Annotated in this window: 19 protein-coding genes and 4 tRNA genes; 6 read left to right on the plus strand and 17 right to left on the minus strand. The window is 62.5% G+C overall.

Features of this window, described 5'->3' with window-relative positions; translation table 11 throughout:
• The first annotated feature begins 84 nt into the window (after nucleotides 1-84).
• Entirely contained in the window at nucleotides 85-573 is a 489-nt protein-coding gene (locus tag CSQ92_RS28720) for a hypothetical protein (protein ID WP_143450343.1), read from the plus strand.
• A 145-nt stretch (nucleotides 574-718) separates the two neighbouring features.
• Here the strand turns inward: CSQ92_RS28720 and CSQ92_RS10900 are convergent, their stop codons facing one another.
• Both CSQ92_RS10900 and CSQ92_RS10905 read right to left on the minus strand, forming a co-directional pair.
• Complete coding sequence (locus CSQ92_RS10900) at nucleotides 719-1,864, minus strand: alpha-hydroxy acid oxidase (RefSeq protein ID WP_099394118.1); 1,146 nt, start codon at nucleotides 1,862-1,864, stop codon at nucleotides 719-721.
• A 94-nt stretch (nucleotides 1,865-1,958) separates the two neighbouring features.
• Nucleotides 1,959-2,918 (minus strand): phytanoyl-CoA dioxygenase family protein, encoded by a 960-nt coding sequence (locus CSQ92_RS10905; RefSeq protein ID WP_092605824.1) that lies wholly within the window; start codon nucleotides 2,916-2,918, stop codon nucleotides 1,959-1,961.
• 115 nt (nucleotides 2,919-3,033) lie between these two features.
• On the opposite strand from CSQ92_RS10905, the gene CSQ92_RS10910 reads away from it, so the two are divergent.
• On the plus strand, nucleotides 3,034-3,906 hold the full coding sequence (locus CSQ92_RS10910) for a helix-turn-helix domain-containing protein (RefSeq protein WP_099394119.1): 873 nt from the start codon (nucleotides 3,034-3,036) through the stop codon (nucleotides 3,904-3,906).
• A 55-nt stretch (nucleotides 3,907-3,961) separates the two neighbouring features.
• Here the strand turns inward: CSQ92_RS10910 and CSQ92_RS10915 are convergent.
• The 4 genes from CSQ92_RS10915 to CSQ92_RS10930 all read right to left on the minus strand — a co-directional run bounded on the left by CSQ92_RS10915 (nucleotide 3,962) and on the right by CSQ92_RS10930 (nucleotide 4,589).
• A tRNA-Arg gene (locus tag CSQ92_RS10915) sits at nucleotides 3,962-4,038 on the minus strand.
• A 160-nt stretch (nucleotides 4,039-4,198) separates the two neighbouring features.
• A tRNA-Arg gene (locus CSQ92_RS10920) sits at nucleotides 4,199-4,275 on the minus strand.
• A gap of 78 nt (nucleotides 4,276-4,353) precedes the next feature.
• Nucleotides 4,354-4,430, minus strand: a tRNA-Arg gene (locus CSQ92_RS10925).
• 82 nt (nucleotides 4,431-4,512) lie between these two features.
• Nucleotides 4,513-4,589 (minus strand) — tRNA-Arg (locus tag CSQ92_RS10930).
• 427 nt (nucleotides 4,590-5,016) lie between these two features.
• On the opposite strand from CSQ92_RS10930, the gene CSQ92_RS10935 reads away from it, so the two are divergent.
• A complete protein-coding gene (locus CSQ92_RS10935) occupies nucleotides 5,017-7,500 on the plus strand; it encodes a hybrid sensor histidine kinase/response regulator (protein ID WP_099394120.1) in 2,484 nt (827 codons plus the stop codon).
• A gap of 350 nt (nucleotides 7,501-7,850) precedes the next feature.
• A complete protein-coding gene (locus CSQ92_RS10940; RefSeq protein WP_070256637.1) occupies nucleotides 7,851-8,834 on the plus strand; it encodes a GGDEF domain-containing response regulator in 984 nt (327 codons plus the stop codon).
• 88 nt (nucleotides 8,835-8,922) lie between these two features.
• Here the strand turns inward: CSQ92_RS10940 and CSQ92_RS10945 are convergent, their stop codons facing one another.
• A complete protein-coding gene (locus CSQ92_RS10945) occupies nucleotides 8,923-9,318 on the minus strand; it encodes a hypothetical protein (RefSeq protein ID WP_034783088.1) in 396 nt (131 codons plus the stop codon).
• A gap of 309 nt (nucleotides 9,319-9,627) precedes the next feature.
• Between CSQ92_RS10945 and CSQ92_RS10950 the strand changes: the two genes are divergently transcribed.
• Nucleotides 9,628-10,341 carry a sensor histidine kinase gene (locus CSQ92_RS10950; RefSeq protein WP_099394121.1) on the plus strand — a complete coding sequence of 238 codons (714 nt, stop codon included), beginning with the start codon at nucleotides 9,628-9,630 and terminating at the stop codon, nucleotides 10,339-10,341.
• Nucleotides 10,342-10,368: 27 nt separating this feature from the next.
• Here the strand turns inward: CSQ92_RS10950 and CSQ92_RS10955 are convergent, their stop codons facing one another.
• Entirely contained in the window at nucleotides 10,369-10,968 is a 600-nt protein-coding gene (locus tag CSQ92_RS10955) for a hypothetical protein (RefSeq protein ID WP_099394122.1), read from the minus strand.
• A gap of 147 nt (nucleotides 10,969-11,115) precedes the next feature.
• Between CSQ92_RS10955 and CSQ92_RS10960 the strand changes: the two genes are divergently transcribed.
• Nucleotides 11,116-11,631, plus strand: a complete 516-nt coding sequence (locus CSQ92_RS10960) for a DUF6265 family protein (RefSeq protein WP_143450344.1) — start codon at nucleotides 11,116-11,118, stop codon at nucleotides 11,629-11,631.
• A gap of 41 nt (nucleotides 11,632-11,672) precedes the next feature.
• Here CSQ92_RS10960 and CSQ92_RS10965 read toward each other — a convergent pair whose 3' ends face one another.
• The 9 genes from CSQ92_RS10965 to CSQ92_RS11005 all read right to left on the minus strand — a co-directional run bounded on the left by CSQ92_RS10965 (nucleotide 11,673) and on the right by CSQ92_RS11005 (nucleotide 20,470).
• A complete protein-coding gene (locus tag CSQ92_RS10965; protein WP_034783085.1) occupies nucleotides 11,673-12,971 on the minus strand; it encodes an NAD(P)/FAD-dependent oxidoreductase in 1,299 nt (432 codons plus the stop codon).
• Nucleotides 12,972-12,986: 15 nt separating this feature from the next.
• On the minus strand, nucleotides 12,987-13,490 hold the full coding sequence (locus CSQ92_RS10970) for a hypothetical protein (protein ID WP_099388251.1): 504 nt from the start codon (nucleotides 13,488-13,490) through the stop codon (nucleotides 12,987-12,989).
• Between the two features lie 92 nt (nucleotides 13,491-13,582).
• Nucleotides 13,583-14,350: a transporter gene (locus CSQ92_RS10975; RefSeq protein WP_257219187.1), complete on the minus strand. Its 768-nt coding sequence runs from the start codon at nucleotides 14,348-14,350 to the stop codon at nucleotides 13,583-13,585.
• Between the two features lie 77 nt (nucleotides 14,351-14,427).
• Complete coding sequence (locus CSQ92_RS29575; protein ID WP_099394673.1) at nucleotides 14,428-16,083, minus strand: methyl-accepting chemotaxis protein; 1,656 nt, start codon at nucleotides 16,081-16,083, stop codon at nucleotides 14,428-14,430.
• A 183-nt stretch (nucleotides 16,084-16,266) separates the two neighbouring features.
• Nucleotides 16,267-17,649 (minus strand): multicopper oxidase family protein, encoded by a 1,383-nt coding sequence (locus tag CSQ92_RS10985; protein WP_099394124.1) that lies wholly within the window; start codon nucleotides 17,647-17,649, stop codon nucleotides 16,267-16,269.
• A gap of 2 nt (nucleotides 17,650-17,651) precedes the next feature.
• The gene (locus CSQ92_RS10990) at nucleotides 17,652-19,010 is read right to left on the minus strand and encodes a TolC family protein (protein ID WP_257219188.1); all 1,359 of its coding nucleotides are present in this window, start codon (nucleotides 19,008-19,010) and stop codon (nucleotides 17,652-17,654) included.
• 1 nt (nucleotide 19,011) lies between these two features.
• Nucleotides 19,012-19,353 carry a hypothetical protein gene (locus CSQ92_RS10995; protein WP_099394125.1) on the minus strand — a complete coding sequence of 114 codons (342 nt, stop codon included), beginning with the start codon at nucleotides 19,351-19,353 and terminating at the stop codon, nucleotides 19,012-19,014.
• Nucleotides 19,354-19,466: 113 nt separating this feature from the next.
• Complete coding sequence (locus CSQ92_RS11000) at nucleotides 19,467-19,892, minus strand: hypothetical protein (RefSeq protein WP_099394126.1); 426 nt, start codon at nucleotides 19,890-19,892, stop codon at nucleotides 19,467-19,469.
• Nucleotides 19,893-19,933: 41 nt separating this feature from the next.
• On the minus strand, nucleotides 19,934-20,470 hold the full coding sequence (locus tag CSQ92_RS11005) for a hypothetical protein (RefSeq protein WP_143450345.1): 537 nt from the start codon (nucleotides 20,468-20,470) through the stop codon (nucleotides 19,934-19,936).
• Nucleotides 20,471-20,529 lie beyond the last annotated feature (59 nt).

A 20,529-nucleotide genomic window follows, 5' to 3' on the forward strand; every position in this document is an offset into this window, starting at 1 on the left:
TTTTCAGAGCAATGGTTAAAAAATTAATTTATGTCTTATAATTAAAACCCTGAAGTATCTTCACCTTTACCCAATGGAGAATTTATGGCGGAAATGGAAGAAAGAATTGCAGACTTGGAACGACGTTTAGCGCTTATTGAAGGGATTATCTCCCAGGGTGATAACGAGGCAACGACAAATAAGAACCCTGCTTTAGACCGCGCCGCACCATTAATAAACGTCAATATTTCAAAAAAGAAATATTCTCCGGCAAATCCAGATATGGGGGAGTATGAGGATCATATCTGGTTTAATGTGACCTACTCGGCTGGCACCCTAAATAAGCCAACTAGAGCACTAAAAGGAGTGTTGTGTTTTTCTGACATATTTGGCGAAATCAAGTTCCGGGTCAATGTCACAGTTAATGACAGAATAGATCCTGGCCGGCCTTTTACTCAGGAAGGAATTGGCTTTACTTACAATCAATTTATGCAGGAACATCAATGGATGTTAGTAACTCAAGAATCTGATATGAAGTTCTCGTTTATCGTAAAAAATGTAATTTATATTGATGGTAGCAGTGAAGAGTTTTAAGTAGGTTACACTTTATTCGCAAGATCGAAATCCTGCCGACTATTCTTCACAATCTTAATCACGTCCCTGCCCTGGTTCAGAGCAGACAAAGTGCTGACGACAAGTTTGAAGGGTGAACATCAGAGATATTCACCCTTCAAAACGCCTAAAACGTGCCCGGCAGCAGGATCTTCTTGTCCACCTGCTGCAGGTCGCGCAAGCCGCAAAAGGCCATCGTCAGGTCCAGCTCGTTGCGGATGATGTCCAGGCATTTGGTGACGCCCGGGCCGCCCATGGCGCCCAGGCCATACAGGAAGGGGCGGCCGATGTACACGCCTTTCGCGCCCAGGGCCACGGCCTTGAGCACGTCCTGGCCCGAGCGGATGCCGCCGTCCATGTGCACTTCGATCTGGCTGCCGACGGCGTCGACGATGGCGGGCAAGGCTTCGATCGACGATTGCGCGCCATCGAGCTGGCGTCCGCCGTGGTTCGAGACGATCAGCGCGTCGGCGCCGCTTTCCACGGCCAGACGCGCATCTTCCGCGTCCATGATGCCCTTGATGATGAGTTTTCCGCCCCAGCGCTGCTTGATCCATTCCACGTCCGCCCACGACAGGCTCAGGTCGAACTGCTGCTGCGTCCAGGCCGACAGGGACGACATGTCCGACACGGAAGTGGCATGGCCGACGATGTTGCCGAAGCCGCGCCGCTTCGTGCCCAGCATGCCCGCCACCCAGCGCGGCTTGGTGGCCATGTTGATGATGTTGGGAATCGTCAATTTCGGTGGCGCCGACAGGCCGTTGCGCAAGTCCTTGTGGCGCTGCCCCAGCACCTGCAAGTCCAGGGTCAGCACCAGCGCGCCGCATTTGGCCGCCTTGGCGCGGTCGATCAGGCGGTTGATGAATTCGCGGTCTTTCATCACATACAGCTGGAACCAGAACGGTTTCGTCGTGTTCGCCGCCACATCCTCGATCGAGCAGATGCTCATGGTCGACAGCGTGAATGGCACGCCGAAACGCTCGGCCGCCTGGGCCGCGAGGATTTCGCCATCCGCATGCTGCATGCCTGTCAAGCCCGTGGGCGACAGGGCCACCGGCATCGATACGTGCTGCCCCACCATGGTCGAAGCCAGGCTGCGGTTTTCCAGGTTGACGGCCACGCGCTGGCGGAATTTGATCTTGGCGAAATCGCTGTTGTTAGCGCGGTACGTCGATTCCGTCCAGGAGCCGGAATCGGCGTAGTCGTAAAACATGCGCGGCACCCGTTTCTGGGCCAGCACGCGCAAGTCTTCGATGCAGGTGATGATACTCATGCGTTTCCTCGGTCGATGGCAAGTCGAACCATGATCGTGCATTTGCCTGCAATTGTCTATCCGGCAGGCAATGCCATCAGACGTCTCGCCACACTTACCAGTCGCGCGCGCCGAGGATCTGCTCGCCCAGCGCCGTCAACCGCGCCTGCGGATAGCGCAGCTTTTCCTTTTCCTCGGGGTCGCCGGGAAACGCATAGCCCTGCGGCGCGCTGCGCTCGCGCCAGCTTTGCACGCGCCAGTCGCGCAAGGCTTGATTGTCTTCCTGCGCTGGCGTGAAGGAAATATATTGCGCCAGGCGCACCTGGTCCGCCGATGTGTTCGGGCGGATGCCATGCGCCAGCAGGCTGTTGAAGATCAGCAGCTCTCCTTTCTTCATGGCGATGAATTCCATCGGGTACGGCACCGTCGCCAGGTCCGGCTGCCACGGGTTGCGATCAAGCGGCACGGTCTTGCGCCACGCCAGCAAGTTGTTGAACAGCTCCGGATAGCACTGGAAACCGCCGCTCTCGGGCGAGGTGTCGGACAGGGCCAGCACACCCTGCACGTTGACGGGCAGCGGGTCGAGTGTGGTGTCGGCATCCCAGTGGATGAAGCCGCCAAACTTGCGCTTGCCATTGTTCGGCGTGTTCAGGTTGGCGCGGTCGATGGTGACCCACAAATCCTGACGGTCCCAGATGTCGACAAAGGCGTCGTACACGCGCTGGGTCTGGCGGTTATCCCACAGGGTCTGGTTGTGGTAAGCCTCGACCATGCCGGAACCGTTGAGCTCTTTCATGGCGTGGTCGCGCAACTGGTCCCGGTTCCAGGTGGCGGGGTCATGCTGGTCGAGTCCCTGGAATTCCCACAGGAAATCGGTTGTGCGGCGTACCTGTTCCGGCGGCACGGCATCCTTGACGATGACGTAACCGTAGGTTTGCCAGTGCAAAAAATCGCTGTCGGACAGCACGCGCAGGGGCAGCTGTTTCTGGATGTCGCGCAACTGGGTTTGTTCCGTGTAGGCCACGGACGGGTTGCCGGGACGGTCTTCGCCGTATTGATATCGGTCTTCTTGCATCGCTGTCTCCTGTGTTGGTGTGAGACAGATTGTGCTTCGGCAGTGCCGTGTAAAATGGGTGCGCAGCAACCAATACTGATACTATTCTGACTATCGACTACCTTAAAACGTCACGATGACGCCTTTATTCGAACAAGTCACGATCCCGACGGGCCACTCCTGGGGCTTGCTGTGGCGCGAACTCGATGCCATTCCCTTCATCTGGCACTACCACCCGCAGTTCGAGCTGACCTTGACGGTCAATGCGCGGGGGCAACGCTACATCGGCGACCACCTGGGCGATTTCGAGCCGGGCGACCTGGTGCTGCTGGGGCCGAATTTGCCGCACACGTGGTCGGCCAGCGAACGCATCGACGGCACGCAGCCCATGCTGGCCGTCGTCGTGTGGTTTTCCCTCGAATGGGTGGAGCAGCTGGCGGCCTGTTTTCCGGAGTTGCACAGCGTCCGGCAACTGGCGCGCCGCGCCGGCCCTGCCCTGCATTTTTCGCCGGCAACGAGCGCGCGCAACGCATCCAGATTGCTGCAATTGAATGCGCTGCCCGTACCGCAGCGCTTGCCGCTGCTGCTCGACGTGCTGCTGGATCTGGCGGGCGACGGTGGTGCGCAGCCGCTGGCGTCAACAGCGCAGGCGCCGATGCCCGATGGGCAGCAAAAGCGCATGGCAATCGTGTTTGACTTCATGCACGCGCATTTCCGGGAAGAGATTGCACTGGAAACGCTGGCGCAGCGGGCGGCCCTGTCGCTGGGCGCCTTTCACCGCTGTTTCAAGCGCCACGCGCATTGCACGCCGGGCGAATACCTGGCGCGGCTGCGTATCGGCCGCGCCTGCCAACAGCTGATCGAAAGCAATCTCGCCATCGCCGTCATCGCGCAAGAGGCTGGCTACCGCAACCTCGCGCATTTTAACCGCCAGTTCCGCGCCGCCAGGCAAGTCACGCCACGCGCGTTTCGCCTGCAATACCGGCGTGGCGCCACTGGCGCAGCGTAAATCCATTCAGAAACGAAAAAGGGGATCAGATTTTACAATCTGACCCCCGATATTCTGGTGCGGCTGGCAGGAATTGAACCCACGACCCCTTGGTTCGTAGCCAAGTACTCTATCCAGCTGAGCTACAGCCGCCTAAGACAAGATTATAGCAGGGCTTTGCAGAATGGCAAAGGGCGCCGTGCGGATATTTCACAATTGCCCAGGCCGCCAACATGCACCCTGCCCGCGTCCCGTCAGGACGAAAAAAAACCCGGAAAGCGAACTTTCCGGGTTTTTTCACTACTGCAAATACTGGTGCGGCTGGCAGGAATTGAACCCACGACCCCTTGGTTCGTAGCCAAGTACTCTATCCAGCTGAGCTACAGCCGCAAACTCTGACACACTTCGCCGGATGGCGCGAAGCTTGAAACTTTCATCAACATGAAGCGAACTCCATCTTGGCAATACTGGTGCGGCTGGCAGGAATTGAACCCACGACCCCTTGGTTCGTAGCCAAGTACTCTATCCAGCTGAGCTACAGCCGCAAAACTTCTACAACATTCCATCGACAGCATGGAGGTGAAACTGCTTACAACAAAACCAGGCAAAGTCTGATTTTCAGTATTCTGGTGCGGCTGGCAGGAATTGAACCCACGACCCCTTGGTTCGTAGCCAAGTACTCTATCCAGCTGAGCTACAGCCGCGCAGGCAAACATTATAGCGTATTCATTTCGCTTTGAAAAGTTCGATTTTTCAATCGCTTAGCTGATTTTGCAGAATACCGCCCCGCATGATCGACTACCTTTTCACTGCCAAAAAGCTCACGCCTTTTTATCGATGGACACTTCTGCTTTCACAGGAGCCTCCAGCGAATCGAGAAGTTGCTGTCTCGAAAGAAGCGGGATTATAGGGACTGCTTTCCAGCCTGTCCAGTGCTATCTGCAGGCGGCGCGCAAGCGTGCGGTGGCGGCGTGGCGCTTGGGGCTACAATACCACTCAGGCAGGGGCGCTTGTGCCTCCCCTAATTCATGACGGCGGGTAATTCCATCATGCTCCATTTAACTGAGCTTAGCGGCGGCGGCCCGGCGGGGCAAGCGCCCGTGCGGCAGACTCACTGTTGCAGGATTTCCGATGGCCAAGCATGACCGCGAGCAAGATCTGCTTCCCCCATCAGCGCCGCTGAGCCTATCCGACGAGCGCCTGGCCAACCTGCTGGAGGGCATCACCGATGGCTTTTGCCTGCTCGACCGCGACTGGCGCATCCGCTATATCAATACGCGCGGCACCGACATGCTGGCGCCGCAGCGTCCGCCTGGCGCCAGCCTGGCAGGCAGCAGCCTGTGGCAAGCCTGCCCGGAACTGCTGGGCACGGAACTGGAAACGCAGTATCGGCGCGCCATGGCGCAACAGCACGGCGGCAGCTTCGAACTGCTGTACACGCCGCTGGGGCGCTGGCTGGAAGTGCGCATCTTCCCTTCCAGCGATGGCTTGACCACGTATATCCAGGACATCAGCCAGCGCAAGGCCAGCGAAGAAAGCTTGCGCCACAGCGAAGAAGACTTGCGTGCGCTGGCCAATTCCATCCCGCAACTGGCCTGGATCGCCGGCTTCGATGGCACCATTGCCTGGTACAACCAGCGCTGGCACGACTATACGGGCACCAGCGCCGAACAGATGGCGGGCGATGGCTGGAGCATCGCCTATCACGCGCAGCATCTGCCACCCATGCTGCATGCCTGGAAGGCCGCCTTGCGCGATGGCACGCCCTTCGAAATGGAGTTCCCCATCCGTGGCGCCGACGGCCAGTTCCGCTGGTTCCTGACGCGCGCCAATCCCGTGCGCGATCGGGGCGGCCAGCTGCTGCGCTGGTTTGGCACGAGCACCGATGTCGACCAGGTCAAGCGCGCGCAGGAAGCCCTGCGCGATGAAACGCGCGTGCTGGAGTTGCTCAACAATACGGGCGCGGCCCTGGCCGGCACCCTGGACTTGCCGGCCCTGCTGCAGGAAACCGTCGATGCGGCCACGCGCATCAGCGGCGCGCACTTCGGCGCCTTGTATTATGACGATGCGGGCGAGCTCCACGACAGCGCCGCCCCGCTGCCCGCGGCGCGCGCCGTCAACGGCATCAGCCTGTGCGAGGCCGATGCCATTGCCACGGAACTGCGCCAGGGACCAGCCATGCGCCAGAACGACTTGCTGGCCGCGCCCGACGCCAGCGCCGGCGGCGCACCGCCGCTGCGCAGCTGCCTGAGCCTGCCCGTCAGCTCGCGCTCGGGCCTGTTGCTGGGGCGCTTGCTGCTCGGTCATCCGCAGGCGGGCATGTTCAGTGCGCGCAGCGAACGCATCGTTTCGGCCATCGCGGCCCAGGCCGCCGTCGCGCTCGACAATACGCGCTTGTACGCGGCCGCCACGCGCGCCGCCGAAGAGCGCAAGGTGCTGCTCGACAGCGAACGCGAGGCGCGCGCCGAGGCCGAGCGCACGAACCAGCTGAAAGACGATTTTCTCACCACCCTGTCGCATGAGCTGCGCACGCCCTTGTCGGCCATCCTGGGCTGGGCCCAGGTGCTGCGGCGCGGCACGCGCGACGAGGCCGACCTGCACCGCGGCTTGCAAAGCATCGAACGCAATGCGCGCGCGCAGGCGCAGCTGATCGAAGACTTGCTCGACATGAGCCGCATCACCTCCGACAAGGTGCTGCTCGACCTGCAAACCATCGTGCCCGCCAGCATCATCGCCTCGGCCGTCGAAACCCTGCGCCCGGCGGCCGACGCCAAGCACATCGCCATCCACAGCAATATCGCCAGCGATGCGGGCCGCATCACGGGTGACCCCAGCCGCATCCAGCAAGTGATCTGGAACCTGTTGTCGAATGCCCTGAAGTTCACGCCACAAGGAGGGCGGGTCGATATCGGCGTGCACCGCGAAGCGACCCGCCTGGCCATCACTGTGGCCGACAACGGCGTCGGCATCAAGAAAGATTTCCTGCCCCACGTATTCGACCGCTTCCGCCAGGCCGACGCCTCGACCACGCGCCGGCATGGCGGCCTGGGGCTGGGGCTGGCCATCGTCAAGCACCTGGTGGAGCAGCACGGCGGCACGGTCACCGTCAGCAGCGCCGGCGACATGCAGGGCGCCAGCTTTACCGTGCGCCTGCCCCTGGGGACGCCGGCCATTGCCGCGCGCCAGGCGGGCAGCGCCCCGTCCGCCAGCCATGACTTGCGCGGCGTCACGGTGCTGCTGGTCGATGACGAAGCCGATGCGCGCGAGCTGACGGAGCGTATCTTGCGCGACAACAACGCCGAAGTGCACAGCGCCGGCAGCGTGGCGCAAGCGCTGCAACTGCTGGACCAGGTGCGCCCGGATGTGCTGGTCAGCGACATCGGCATGCCCGATGCCGACGGTTTCGACTTGCTGGCCCAAGTCCGCGCGCACGCCTCCCCTGAGGCGGCCCGGCTGCCCGCGCTGGCCCTGACGGCGTTTGCGCAACCGCAGGATCGCCAGCGGGCGCTGGCCAGCGGCTTCCAGGACTGGGTGTCGAAACCGCTCGACCCGGCCAAACTGGTGGCGGCAGTGGCGCAACTGGCCGCCGCGCGCGTGGCCGGCTCGCCGCCTTGAACAGCGCCGCCAGGGCGGCAAGATAGTCGGCAAAAAGATGATGCAAAGAAATACATAGTGCAGAACAAAATAACTATTTTGTGGTTTAGCCTTCCTACTTTCAGACGCGGCACTGTCCTACAAGCAACTAAGCTGAAGTTTGCTACACTGAAATGCAGAAGCACACCTGCATGGCAGGCTGGAGACTGTCGACCTTGGCTGCCGTCATTGGCAGAAGCGAGTTCAAGCGCTGTTGTGCGCCCTATCTTGTTGCAAGGCGCTACTATCATCCGACCGCCGTCAGCCGCGCCGCCAGCCTATTCGCTGCGGTAGAAGCCAGTGTTGCATAGACCGTATAACCGAGACCCTACATGCCCAGCCAAGATGAGATTTTGAAAGCCAAAATTTTGGTCGTTGACGATTCACCCGACAATGTCGACCTGATGCTGGAAATCCTGCGCGATGCCGGCTACACCAATGTCACGGCCACCATGCGTCCGGCGCAGGTCTGCCCCCTGCACCAGGAGCATTGCTACGACCTGATCTTGCTGGATCTGCAAATGCCGGAACTCAATGGTTTCCAGGTCATGAAAGGCTTGAAGGAAATCGAACATGGCGGCTACCTGCCCGTGCTGGCCCTGACGGCGCAGCCGAGTTTCAAGATCGCCGCCCTGGAAGCGGGCGCGCGCGACTTCATCAGCAAGCCCTTCGACCTGATGGAAGTGCACAAACGCATCCACAACATGCTGGAAGTGCGCCTGCTGTACAAGGAACTGGCGCAATACAGCAAGCAGCAGCAGGAACTGGCGCTGCACGATCCGCTGACGGGCTTGCCGAACCGGCGCCTGCTGGAAGACCGCATCGAGCATACCTTGCAGCAATCGGCCCGCAACCGCGGCAAGTCCGCCATCCTGTACCTGGACCTGGACGGCTTCAAGGCCATCAACGACAGCTACGGCCACGGCTATGGCGACGATATCCTGAAAATGGTGGCGGGCCGCCTGGTGGGCGCATCGCGCAAGGAAGACACGGTGGCGCGCATCGGCGGCGATGAATTCGTCATCGTGCTGGGCAACCTGGCCGGCAAGGGCGACGCGCGCGAACCGGCCGCCAAGCTGATCGAAGTCATTTCCGAGCCGTATTTCATCAACGACCTGACCCTGCGCCTGTCGACCAGCATCGGCATCGCCATCTACCCGGACGACGCCAGCACCGTCGAATCCCTGCTGGGCGCGGCCGACACTGCCCTGTATGAAGCCAAGCGCGCCGGCAAGAACCGCTTTTGCTGCACGCCGCACGAAGTGATCGCCTCGCAGGTCAACATGCAGAAAAGCAGCATTCCATCGATCGCCTGAAGTTCCGATCGCCTGAAGTTCTTTACTGAGCGGCACGTAAAAAAACCGGCAAGCCTCACGGCCAGCCGGTTTTTTTGCTTTGGACGCTTTATTTCTTGCCAGCGCTCACTTCATGCTGGCCCGCATGCTGGTGATCCGTTTGCGCATTGACGGTTTCCGGCGGCACTTCGATGCGCGTGATGCCGGCATCGACAGAAATCGGGTCGCTGGCAGGGAACGTCATTTCCACGGCATCATCGAGCAATTCTTCCTTGGCCCGCTCTTCGCCGCTCATGCCCTCCTCATCGGCCAGGATGGCCAGCGCGCTGGCCCATTTGACGAAATTGAGGTTGGACAGTTCGCGCACGGTGTTCACGCCAAACGCTTGCTGCAAGGCCTTGGCATCCTTCGCGCTGACGCCGCGCAGGGCGCTGATGGGCGCATTGACGATGTCGCGGAAGCTTTTGTCGAGGTATTCCTTGTCGACGATGGTATCGATATTCATGGCATGTCCTTTCGTTTCGGTAAGCGGGCCTGTATCGCGCCCTGCGCCGCGGGGCGGCTATGCTGCATGGGGATGCACAGCCCCACTATGGCAGCGCGCAGCGTCCCGGTATGTGCGCAGCCGTACGTAACGGCGGGAACTTTGCCTGCTGGCGAAAGCGATAATATTGCCTATCATATAAAAATGATGGAAGGAGATCAAAATTGCCGAAAAGACAGAAATTTTCCATCCATGCGCCCCGCGATGAAATCCTCATGTATGATCCACAACTTGAATTTGGTCCTCACCTTTCACCATTCACGGGGCGCTATGTCCGCACAAACAGATCCGAACAAGGAAGCGGCCCAGGCCGATGCGGAACGCGCCGCCGACCTCAGCGAGTTGCTGGGTCATGTCAACACCAGCTGGGACAATGAACGGCGCGCCCTGTCGCGCCAGTTGCACGACAGCCTCGGCTCCTCGCTGACGGCGCTGACCATGCACCTGTCGCTGCTGACGCAAAAGATGCCGCAGGAAGCCGCCTTGCTCGACCGCGCGGCGACCATGAAGCAATTGCTGCTGAATGTGATCGAGACCAACCGCCAGATGCAGATGAAGCTGTGGAACGACAAGCTCGAGTTTCTCGGCGTGAATGTGGCGCTGGGCGAGCTGGCCGCGCAATTTGCCGAACAGCACAAGATCACCGTGCGCTGCAGCCTGCCGGAAGATGAACTGATTTGCCCGCGCAACGTGGGCGTGGCCCTGCTGCGCACCCTGGAAGAAGCGCTCGGCAACATCGCCGCGCACGCCCACGCCACGCAAGTGGATATCATCATCGACGACAATGAGGAAGCGCTGATGATGACCGTCAAGGATGACGGCGTGGGGCTGCCGAAGAGCGAGCCCGTCGAAATGAGCAAGCACGGCCTGCGCTCCGTGCGCGAGCGCGTGCATTACCTGGGCGGCAGCCTGAGCCTGACGGCCAATCCGCAAGGCGGCACGGCCCTGACCGTCGTCTTGCCGCGCGTTACGCCAAAAGAATAATTTCCCGCAACGGGCGCTCTGCCCGCCTCAACGGGGCAGCGGCATCCCCTCTTCCGGCAACAGCAGTTGCGCCCCCAGCACATCGCGACGCGCGCCATGCCCGGCCAGGCTGGTGCGATCACCTGCCAGCACCTGCAAGAAATGTCCAACACGCAACACATCCGTCAATTGCGCCACCAGGGCGGCATCGGCCGGAGAACCCGCCTGCCGCCATCCCAGCGCCAGCAGGGTTTGCCAAACGTCGGGCAATGCCGTGCGCCAGCCGGCCGAGGCGAGGAAGACGCCGACCGGCTGCTCCAGCGCTACACAGGCCCGCGCCAGCAAGTCCTCGCGCGCCAGTTCGCCGGGCCAGCCGTCAAGCTCGGCGCGCCACAGGGGAAACGTGGCCAACGGCGCCGGCAACGCATCCAGGCTGCTGATGAAGCGGGACTTGCCATAGCCATCCGTGCGGAAACGCGCGACCTGCCGCAGGCTTTCCCCGGCTTCCCCCTTCGCCCTGCAGGCCAGCAGCAGCTGGTAAAAATCGAGCTGCTCCGGGTCCAGGCCCAGACTTTTCAGACTGATGTAGCGCTCGTCGAACTGGCCCGGCCTGGCGGCGCCGCGCGGCTGCGTGGAAGTATCGTGCATGATTGTCCTTGGCGTGATGATAGTGACGGTCGGCATCTTTCCCGAGTATAAAGTGTTTGCCGTGTGCAGCCCAGCATCGGCTACACTGGGCAGGCGCGCCGCCGGCGTGCCCTAGTGACCGCTAACATCGCAACGACAGGAGATGGCATGCAACGACTCGCAACGACCTTGCTGGCAGCGCTGCTGGCCATGGGCGCCGCCCAGGCCGCCGACAACACCGTGCCGCCGCCGGAAACCGTGGACAAGCTGGCCTGGCTGGCCGGCTGCTGGAACGTCGATGGCGCCGAGCCCGGCTCCGGCGAACAATGGAGCACGGCCGCCGGCGGCACCATCCTCGGCACCAGCCGCACCGTCAAGGGCGGCAAGACGACGGCCTTTGAATTCGTGCAGATCCGCCTCACCGAGCCGGGCCAGCTGGCCTACATCGTGCAGCCGTCGGGTCAGCCGCCCGTGATCTTCAATCTGCTGCGCCAGGACAAGCCGAATGAATTCATCTTCGCCAACCTGGACAATGACTTCCCGAGCCGCATCATCTACCGCCACGACAGCGAGCGCATCCTGCATGCCAGCATCACCGGCACCTTGAAGGGCAAGCTCACCATCATCGATTTCCCCATGACGCGGGGACGCTGCGAAGCGGCGCCCATCGCGCGCGGCAAATAAAAAGGGGCCGCAAGGCCCCTTTTTGATGGGATAGCAACGGCTTAGTGCAGCTTGACCTGCGGCGTGCTGCGCTTGATCAGGAAACGGCCCATGGCCATGACGGCCGTGCGCACGCTGCCCAGCACGGCATTGTGGTGCATCAGGTGCAGGCTGACATACATCATGCGCGCGACAAACCCTTCGACGAACCAGCTCAGGCCCTTCAGGGAACCCATCAGGGTGCCGACCGAGGTGGTGCGGCCAAACGACACGAGCGAACCGTAGTCCAGGTATTCGTACGGCTTCGTTTGCGGCGGCTTGCCCTTGGCTTGCAGCAGGAACGTTTTCAGCAGGTAATCGGCTTGCTGGTGGGCCGCCTGGGCGCGTGGGGGCACCAGCTTGCCATCGGGTCCCGTACAGGCGGCGCAATCGCCGAGCGCGAAAATATTCGCGTGGCCCTGCACATTGAGCATGCCCGTCACTTCCAGCTGGCCGGCGCGGTTGGTCGGCAGTCCCAGGGTGGACAGGAATTCCGGCGCGCGGATGCCGGCGGCCCACACGCAGATGTCGGCCGCATAGCTGGTGCCGCTGGCCACCGTCACCTTGTCGGCTTCGATCGTGGTGACGCGCGTGTCGGTCACCACCGTGATGCCATGTTTATGCAGCAGTTTCGAGGCGGCGATGGACACGCGCTCGGGCAGCGGCGCGAGGATGCGCGGCGCCCCTTCGAGCAGGGTGATGCGCACATCCTTGATGGCGTTGAGATTCTGGAAGCCATACGCCGCATACACGCCGCTCGCTTCGCGCAATTCGGCCGCCAGTTCCACGCCCGTGGCGCCGCCGCCGATGATGACGATGTCGACACCGGGGTGGCCCGCGTCGCCCTGGCGCTGCTCGGCCATGGCCAGCAGTTTCAGCAGGGTCAACCGGAAACGTTCGGCATCTTCCGTGGCATTCAGGGAAATCGTGTTTTCCTGGGCGCCGGGCACGCCGAAGTAATTCGAGGTGCTGCCCACGGCCAGCACCAGCTGGTCGTAGCTGACAGTGCGCTGCGGCAGCAGCTGCTCATCCTTGTCGGTGGCGATGGCGCCCACGGTGAGGCTGTTCGACGCGGCGTCGAGCCCGATCAAAGGACCATAGACATAGGTAAAACCATTGTCATGCGCCAGCATCTGGTACGACAGGCCCTCTTGATGAATGTCCAGGGTGCCGGCCGCCACTTCATGCAGCGAAGGCTTCCAGATATGGTACAGCCGGCTGTCGACCAGGGTGACCTGGCCGGCGCCGAGCTTGCGGCTGAGTTTGCAGGCCAGCTCCAGGCCGCCTGCTCCTCCCCCTACGATAACGATTTTACTGTGCAAAGATCCTCCTGCGTGTTAATCCCTGTGCCCGTTGCCATTGCCGTGACCATTGCCATGGCCCTTGCCCGGCTTGTTGTCATGCTTGTTGTCATGCTTGTCGCGCTTGTCATCATGCTTGTCAAAGTGCTTGTCATGCTTGTTGTCATGACGGCCGCGGTCACCATAATCGGGACGGCCATGGTCGCCATGCTGCTGGCGGTAACGGGGCACATATTGGTTGTTATACCAACTATCCTGGACGAAATATACCTCTTGGTTACAGGCATTATACTTGCGGCAGTGCTTCGACCAGTTTTTCGCATGGCCGGGCGGCACGCGCAGATAAATGGGGCGCGCCGAATAGTATTGCGGGCGCTGCACGATGACGGGCTGGGCATAGATCAATTGCGGCGCTGGATAATCGCCTATGTCGATGCGTCCGTAAAAGCCCGGCTGGCCGACGGTGACGGAGACACCAACCTGGGCGACGGCAGCGGTAGCGGCCGACAGCAAGACGGCGGCGAGAATGAGGGTTTTCATGGGGCACTCCTTTTATCAGTTATGCCGCAATTGTAGACCTTGTACAACCAACTGTTTGTTCGCAAGGACACATAAGGAAAGCCGTGGCAATCTCACCACAGCTTACCCAACGGCACGACCAGGCCGCTGAACAACGACCAGTCCGGCGACGACGCCGTCACACCGCGCGCCAAGCCGATATCGATGGCCAGCCGCGGCGTGGGACTGTAGGTGGCGGCCAACAAGAGCTGCGCCGTGGCCGGCGCGCCGCGCAAGCGCGTGCCCGACACTTCCGCCGTGGCGCCCCAGTGGTCGCTGACGGGCGTGGAAAAGGAGGTCGCCCAGCCCGTTTGCACCCTGCCCGCGCCAGGGTCCGATGCCCCCAGGCGCGTGGCGTTCAGGTTGGCATCCACGTGCACGGCGCCCAGGTCGCGGCTGAGAATGCCGTTCAGCGACACGTCGCTCTTGCCGCTGCCGATGCTGTCCTTGGCTGTCGGCAACTTCCAGCCCAGCTCCAGACCCAGCGCCGTGGCGCTGTCGAGCAAAAAGGCCCGCTTGAGCACGACCGTCGTGTCGCCCACGCCCGTTTCGCGCCGGCCCCTTGCGTCGCGCGCGCGCACAAAACCCTCGCCTTCCAGCAGCACGCCCCATTCGGGCGTAAACGCCAGTTTGAACGTGTACGGCAGGCTGGCGCGGCGCGTGTCGTCCGTTTTCGACAGCAGGCCGCCGGCCTCGAATTCCAGCTGGCCCGGCACGGGCAGCTGGGCGGGACTGGCCACCGAAGGACGGTAAGGCAGGACGGGATCGCTGTCCTGCGCCTGCGCCAGGGGCGCCAGGGACAGCAACAGCAGAGGTAAGCACAGCAAGCAGGAAGACGGCATGAAAGACCCGGAAGTGGTAAACGCGCAATAGCGACAGCCTACCACCGCCGCGCCGATTGCGCCCGATCCCGCCGCCGTCAGGCCAGGCGCCGCACCCGCTGCCTGGCGGGTGGCGCCGGCCGGCGCAGCGGCGTGACGTTGCTGGACGCGGGCACGGCCATCTGCTGCGCCTGGGCATGCAGGCGGAACACGCCCACCAGTTCCGTCAGGGTTTGCGCCTGGTCTTGCAGCGATTCGGCGGCAGCCGCCGCCTCTTCCACCAGGGCCGCGTTTTGCTGCGTCACCTGGTCCATCTGCAGCACGGCCTCGTTGACTTGCTCGATGCCGGCACTTTGCTCGGCGCTGGCGGCCGTGATTTCCTGCATGATGTCGGCCACCTGGCGCACGCTGGCGACCACTTCATCCATCGTCTTGCCCGCGTCATGCACGAGTTTGGAACCGATCTCCACCTGCTCGACGGAGTCGCCGATCAGGGTCTTGATTTCCTTGGCGGCACTGGCCGAGCGCTGCGCCAGGTTGCGCACTTCGGATGCCACGACGGCAAATCCGCGCCCCTCCTCGCCCGCCCTGGCCGCTTCCACGGCCGCGTTCAAGGCCAGGATATTCGTCTGGAAGGCGATGCTGTCGATGACGCTGATGATGTCGACGATCTTGCGCGACGATGCGTTGATCGATTCCATCGTCTGCACCACCTGCCCCACCACGGCGCCGCCCTTGCCCGCCACGTCGGACGCGGCGCCGGCCAGCGCATTCGCCTGGCGCGCATTGTCCGCGTTCTGCCGCACGGCCGACGTCAGCTGCTCCATCGATGACGCCGTTTCTTCCAGCGAACTGGCCTGCTCTTCCGTGCGCGACGACAGGTCGAGGTTGCCCTGGGCGATTTCGCCCGAGGCCGTGTTGATGGTGTCCGTTCCCGAGCGCACCTGGCTGACGATGCCCACCAGCTTGTCGCGCATGGTTTTCATGGCAAACAACAGGCTGGCGCTATCGTGGCTGGCCGTGCGGATATCGACGGTGAGGTCGCCCTCGGCGATGGCGCCGGCGATCTTGACGGCATACGCCGGTTCGCCGCCCAGCTGGCGCGTCAGTCCGCGCGTGATCAGCGCGCCCAGCGCCAGGCCGGCGGCCACGCTGCCCAGCACCAGCGCGATCATGAAACTGCGGCTGGCCTGGTACACGCCCGAGGCTTGCTCGGAAGCGGCCTTGGCGCGCTCTTCTTTCTGCAATGATAATTTGTCGAGCACACCGTCGAGCTCATCGGCATGCAGGCGCGTCTTGTTGAGCAGTTCGATCAGCTGCGCGCTGCGCTGGGCCAGCGGTTCGGCCGCGGCCAGCGTGAGCGCCTGCTGCATGGTGACGACGTACTCGGCTTCGACGGCGGCAAAGCGGGCAAACAGTTCCTTGGCGGCCGGCGTGACGAACAGCGGCTGGGCCTTGGCAAGATAGGCCCTGTTTGAATCGAGAAATTTGGCGATGTCGGCCTGACGCGTGGCGCGTTCCTCGGCGGTCGTCGCCAGCAAGAAATTGCTGCGCGCGCGGCCCACCTTGATCAAGGCGATATTGGCTTCCTTGATGTACGACAAGCCCAGCAATTCATGGTTGTACATCTGCCCCGCCATGGTATCGATCTTGCCCATGTTGAAGATACCGATGCCGGCCACGATGGCCCCCATTAGCGCGACGCAAAAAAAAGCCGCCAGCAAACGCGTTCCCACCTTCATCCGGTTCAACATGATTTCTCCCATAAGACTGGCCGATACTCGATGTAACTGGAGCGTACTGGCTTGAATATAAAGAAAAAACACGGAAAAAAATGCTCGGATTGTCACCAAACAACAATTCATTGATTTATAGCAACACACGAAACGGCTTGCCATGCTAGGCAAGCCGTTCAGGACGGTACCTGATTGCCCGCGTTAATGGCCCGTGTGAGCGCCAGGTTTACGCACCGTCATCTCGACGCCGCCTTTCACCACTTGCTTGCCCGCACCCTGGCCGCGCACGGGTTCCGGCAAGGCGCCCGTCCATTCATAGGCCACGCTGCCGGCCGGGTGCTTGTACCAGCCCGGGTCGCGGTAGTCGCCCGGTTTCTGGTCCTTGCGCACCTTGACTGTGGTAAACATGCCGCCCATGCCGATGGCGCCGAACGGGCCGTCGCCGGCCATCATCGGCAAGGTATTGTCGGGGATCGGCATCTGCATCTCGCCCATGTCGGCCATGCCCCGCTCGCCCATCACCATGTAGCCGGGCACGAGCTGGTTGATCTTTGCGGCCACGCCCTGGTGGTCGACGCCGATCATGGTGGGCACGTCATGCCCCATGGCATTCATCGTGTGGTGCGACTTGTGGCAGTGGAAGGCCCAGTCGCCCAGGTCCGTGGCCGTGAATTCCACGGCGCGCATCTGGCCCACGGCCACGTCCGTCGTCACTTCGGGCCAGCGCGATTCGGGGCGCGTCCAGCCGCCATCCGTGCCCGTCACCTCGAATTCATGGCCATGCATGTGGATCGGGTGGTTCGTCATGGTCAGATTGCCCACGCGCACGCGCACCTTGTCGCCCTGGCGCACGACCATAGGGTCGATGCCGGGGAAGACGCGGCTGTTGAACGTGAACAGGTTGAAATCCGTCATGGTCATGATCTTCGGCGTGTAGCTGCCAGGATCGATGTCGTAGTTGCTGAGCAAGAAGACGAAATCGCGGTCCACCTTCATGAAGTTCGGGTCTTTCGGGTGCGTCACCCAGAAACCCATCATGCCCATGGCCATCTGCGTCATTTCATCGGCATGCGGGTGGTACATGAAGGTGCCGGGCCGCTTGGCGACGAATTCATAGACGAAGGTCTTGCCCGGGGCGATGCCGGGCTGGGTCAGGCCCGTGACACCATCCATGCCGTTGGGCAAGCGCTGGCCATGCCAGTGCACACTGGTGTGCTCCGGCAATTTATTGGTGACAAAGATACGCACGCGGTCGCCCTCCACCACTTCGATGGTGGGCCCTGGCGACTGGCCGTTGTAGCCCCATAGATTCGCCATCATGCCGGGCGCCAGTTCGCGCACGACGGGCTCGGCCACCAGATGGAATTCCTTGACATTGTTGTTCATGCGCCAGGGCAAGGACCAGCCATTCAGGGTGACGACGGGGTTGTATGGACGCCCGTTCGGCGGCGGTGGCGGCGCCTTGGTGGCGGCGCCAGCCATGCTGACGGCTTCCGGCAACGATGCCGCACCGACTCTGCTGACAGCGGCGGCACTCAGGGCGACAGCGCCCGCGTTCATGAAAAAGTTTCTACGTGTAATCATCATTATTCCTTGTTGGCTGGGCCGCTGCCATTGATGGCGCCTTGCAGTTCAGTTTGCGCAATCCAGAAATCGCGCTGGGTCTCGATGGCACTGTTGACGCTGGCAACCTGTTCGCGCGCATCGGCCAGCAGTTCGAACACGCTGGCCAGCATGCCGTTGTAACGCAGCAATACTTCATGCGAGATCGTCTTGCGCAGCGGCACAACTTCATCGCGGTAGTGGCGCGCCAGGTCATAGGCCGTGCGGTAGCTCGAATAAGCCTCGCGCACTTCCGAGCGGGCCCGTACGGCCGTGCCCGCCGTGCGCTGCAGCGACTGCTCGTACAACGCTTGCGCCTTGGCATTGCGCGCCGAGCCCCAGTCGAACAGGGGCAATTCCAGCGAAACTTCATAGCCATTTTCGCGCGGCGCCTCGCTCGTGCTCTTGTTGGTGTAGCCCACGTCGAGCACGTTGATGAAACCCGTCACCTTGGACAGGCCCAGCGCGCTGGCCGTGGCGTGCGCGTCGAGTTTGCTCATCTGCACGTCGAGGCGCTGCTCCATCGCTTGCGCCTCGATATTGCCCGCCTCGGCTGGCTTGGCTGGCAAATCGGGCAAGCGCGACGGCAAGGTGAAGGCCGTTTGCTTGCCCCACAGGCCCAGCAAGCGCGTCAGGTGCTCGCGCGTGGCCGTGGCCTGGTGGCGCGCGCGGGCCAGGTCGCCAACGGCGTCCGCATAAAACACTTGCTGGCGCGCCTGGTCGAGGCGGCTCCAGTTGCCCGCCTGCTGCAAGCGCGTGGCCAGTTCGGCGCCCGCCTCGGCCGACAGCAGCGCCCGCTGCATGAAAGCTTCCGTCTGCACGGCGGCCACGGCATTGAAGTAGGCGCGGCGCGTGTCCGACGCCAGTTGCACGGCGCTATTGGCGGCCTGCAGCTTGGCTTGCTCGAAACGGCCCTTCTCGATGTTGACGCGCATCGGCATGGTCAGCAGGCCGGCCAGGTCGAAGCTGACGCCGCGGTCGATTTCGTTGCCATGGCTGCCATGCGAGCGGCCGAACGACAGGCCGGGATTGCGCAAGCGCCCCGCCTGCACCAGATCCGCTTCGGACGCGCCCAGTTCGGCCAGCGCCACCTTCATGCCGTGGTTGTTCATCAGGGCGATGCGCACGGCGCTGTCGGCATCCAGAGGCTGGGCCAGCAGGGCAGCCAATTTTTCCTCGCCGCCCTTGTCGGCCAGCGCTGCGCGAGCGCCCGTGCGGGCGTCGGCCAGCGCGGACACCGCCTGCATGCCGCCATCCTGGCTGAAGCTGGCGCAGCCGCTCAGCAGCAGGACGGCCGCCAGCGCCAATGGCGTCAGGCAATACGATTGTTTGAAACGCGTCATGTCAGTGTCCTTCATGCTGGTGTTGCGGGGCGGGCTGGGCATCGGGCTTGGGACCCGGCTTATCCATCGGCATGTTGTGCCCCTCCATCTTGTGGCCATCCATCTTGTGGCCGTCCATCTTCATCATGCCCATGTGGCCGCCGGCCTTGCCGACTTTCTCGTTGACGGCGCGCCAGGCCTGGTCGGGCGTGGCGTCGTCCTCGGCGGCGGGACGGTAGCCCAGGAAGGCGGAGCGGTAAGTGGTGGCCGGCACGGATGCCTGCGCCTCTTGCGGGGCGGACGGGGATTGCGCTGCGGCGGCCAGCGGCAGTACAGCCAGCGCAAGGCTGAACAGGTGTTTCATGGTATTCCTTGAATGACAGGGTGTGGCGCGGCGGGCGCGCGGCTGGAACGCTGGCGCGGCCGGTGCAACGTGCAGGGACGTGCGACGGCGGCACCGCCAAGTTCAACGGGCGGTCAGGCGGAGCGCGTGCTTCTCGGGGGACGTTCGGGACCAGGCGGGATATGCCCGGCGAACAGGGAATCGGGCGCCAGCGCGGGAGGCGGCGCGCGCAGGGTCCAGGCGTGCAAAGCTGGCATGCCGGGCGGCGCCGTGGCGCCCACCGTACACGCGCCATGGTTGCTGCAATCGTGGCCGTGGTGCGTGGCGCCGCCATCGTCCATGGCCATTCTCATCGGCTGGTCCTGCATGTGCATGCCGGCCATGTCGCCCATGTCATGGCACTGGGGTGCCTGCATGGCCTCGACGGCAACCGTGACGGCGGCCGCCAGCTCGTCCACGCAGCAGCTGCGCATGGCCGACGCAAAGCCCTGCATGGGCAGCGTGACGGCCAGCAGCCAGAGCAGCGAGCGGGCGAGAAAGCGGAAAAAGGCACGGTTCATGGCGCCACTATAAACCTTCCCACATGAGGAAGGTCAAGCCCCTATTTACGCCCGTAGCCGTGCGTCAGCCAGATGACATAGATGCCGTAGTAGCCCTGCCCTTCGAAGATGGCCTGGCCATCGGCAAAAGACACTTTTTGCACTTCATTGACGGTGAAATACGCGCGGGCATCTGCCGCCTCGACATCGCCCCAGTAGCGTGCGCGCAGGGGCCGGTAGCCGCTGGCGCGCCCGATCGCGTCCATCAAATCGCTGATCATGAAGTCGTACAGCATTTCGGCCAGCAGCGGCCGGTGGCCCGCCAGCATGGCCGTGATGTCGGGATAGCCGGCCTGCATCAGCTCGGGCAAGTCGCTTTCCTCGTCCTGCAGGTCGTCTTCGCGGCAAGTCTGGATAAAACTGTTGAACGGCTCGTCAAGCAGGCCCGCCAGCGCCGTTTCCGGCACGCTCAGGCGAAAAGGGTGCAGCGGCAGCACGCTGTGCTGGCCATAGTTGAGTCCGCGGCATCCGAGGAAGGCCAGCGGGTGTGGCCGCCCATTGACGTCGCAGCGGATACCAAGTTCTTGCTCAAACGTCATCAACATCCAACCCTGCCATGTCCGTTATCCTCGTTGTACCTCATCAGGGCTATATGGTA

Source organism: Janthinobacterium sp. BJB446 (genome assembly GCF_002735655.1).
Lineage (GTDB): Bacteria > Pseudomonadota > Gammaproteobacteria > Burkholderiales > Burkholderiaceae_D > Janthinobacterium > Janthinobacterium lividum.

What these genes read in the sequence shown, in the direction of transcription:
- CSQ92_RS28720 (WP_143450343.1), top strand. Translation starts at nt 85, where the DNA reads ATGGCGGAAATGGAAGAAAGAATTGCAGACTTGGAACGACGTTTAGCG.
- CSQ92_RS10900 (WP_099394118.1), bottom strand. Translation starts at nt 1,864, where the DNA reads ATGAGTATCATCACCTGCATCGAAGACTTGCGCGTGCTGGCCCAGAAA.
- CSQ92_RS10905 (WP_092605824.1), bottom strand. Translation starts at nt 2,918, where the DNA reads ATGCAAGAAGACCGATATCAATACGGCGAAGACCGTCCCGGCAACCCG.
- CSQ92_RS10910 (WP_099394119.1), top strand. Translation starts at nt 3,034, where the DNA reads ATGACGCCTTTATTCGAACAAGTCACGATCCCGACGGGCCACTCCTGG.
- CSQ92_RS10935 (WP_099394120.1), top strand. Translation starts at nt 5,017, where the DNA reads ATGGCCAAGCATGACCGCGAGCAAGATCTGCTTCCCCCATCAGCGCCG.
- CSQ92_RS10940 (WP_070256637.1), top strand. Translation starts at nt 7,851, where the DNA reads ATGCCCAGCCAAGATGAGATTTTGAAAGCCAAAATTTTGGTCGTTGAC.
- CSQ92_RS10945 (WP_034783088.1), bottom strand. Translation starts at nt 9,318, where the DNA reads ATGAATATCGATACCATCGTCGACAAGGAATACCTCGACAAAAGCTTC.
- CSQ92_RS10950 (WP_099394121.1), top strand. Translation starts at nt 9,628, where the DNA reads ATGTCCGCACAAACAGATCCGAACAAGGAAGCGGCCCAGGCCGATGCG.
- CSQ92_RS10955 (WP_099394122.1), bottom strand. Translation starts at nt 10,968, where the DNA reads ATGCACGATACTTCCACGCAGCCGCGCGGCGCCGCCAGGCCGGGCCAG.
- CSQ92_RS10960 (WP_143450344.1), top strand. Translation starts at nt 11,116, where the DNA reads ATGCAACGACTCGCAACGACCTTGCTGGCAGCGCTGCTGGCCATGGGC.
- CSQ92_RS10970 (WP_099388251.1), bottom strand. Translation starts at nt 13,490, where the DNA reads ATGAAAACCCTCATTCTCGCCGCCGTCTTGCTGTCGGCCGCTACCGCT.
- CSQ92_RS10975 (WP_257219187.1), bottom strand. Translation starts at nt 14,350, where the DNA reads ATGCCGTCTTCCTGCTTGCTGTGCTTACCTCTGCTGTTGCTGTCCCTG.
- CSQ92_RS29575 (WP_099394673.1), bottom strand. Translation starts at nt 16,083, where the DNA reads ATGTTGAACCGGATGAAGGTGGGAACGCGTTTGCTGGCGGCTTTTTTT.
- CSQ92_RS10985 (WP_099394124.1), bottom strand. Translation starts at nt 17,649, where the DNA reads ATGATTACACGTAGAAACTTTTTCATGAACGCGGGCGCTGTCGCCCTG.
- CSQ92_RS10990 (WP_257219188.1), bottom strand. Translation starts at nt 19,010, where the DNA reads ATGACGCGTTTCAAACAATCGTATTGCCTGACGCCATTGGCGCTGGCG.
- CSQ92_RS10995 (WP_099394125.1), bottom strand. Translation starts at nt 19,353, where the DNA reads ATGAAACACCTGTTCAGCCTTGCGCTGGCTGTACTGCCGCTGGCCGCC.
- CSQ92_RS11000 (WP_099394126.1), bottom strand. Translation starts at nt 19,892, where the DNA reads ATGAACCGTGCCTTTTTCCGCTTTCTCGCCCGCTCGCTGCTCTGGCTG.
- CSQ92_RS11005 (WP_143450345.1), bottom strand. Translation starts at nt 20,470, where the DNA reads ATGACGTTTGAGCAAGAACTTGGTATCCGCTGCGACGTCAATGGGCGG.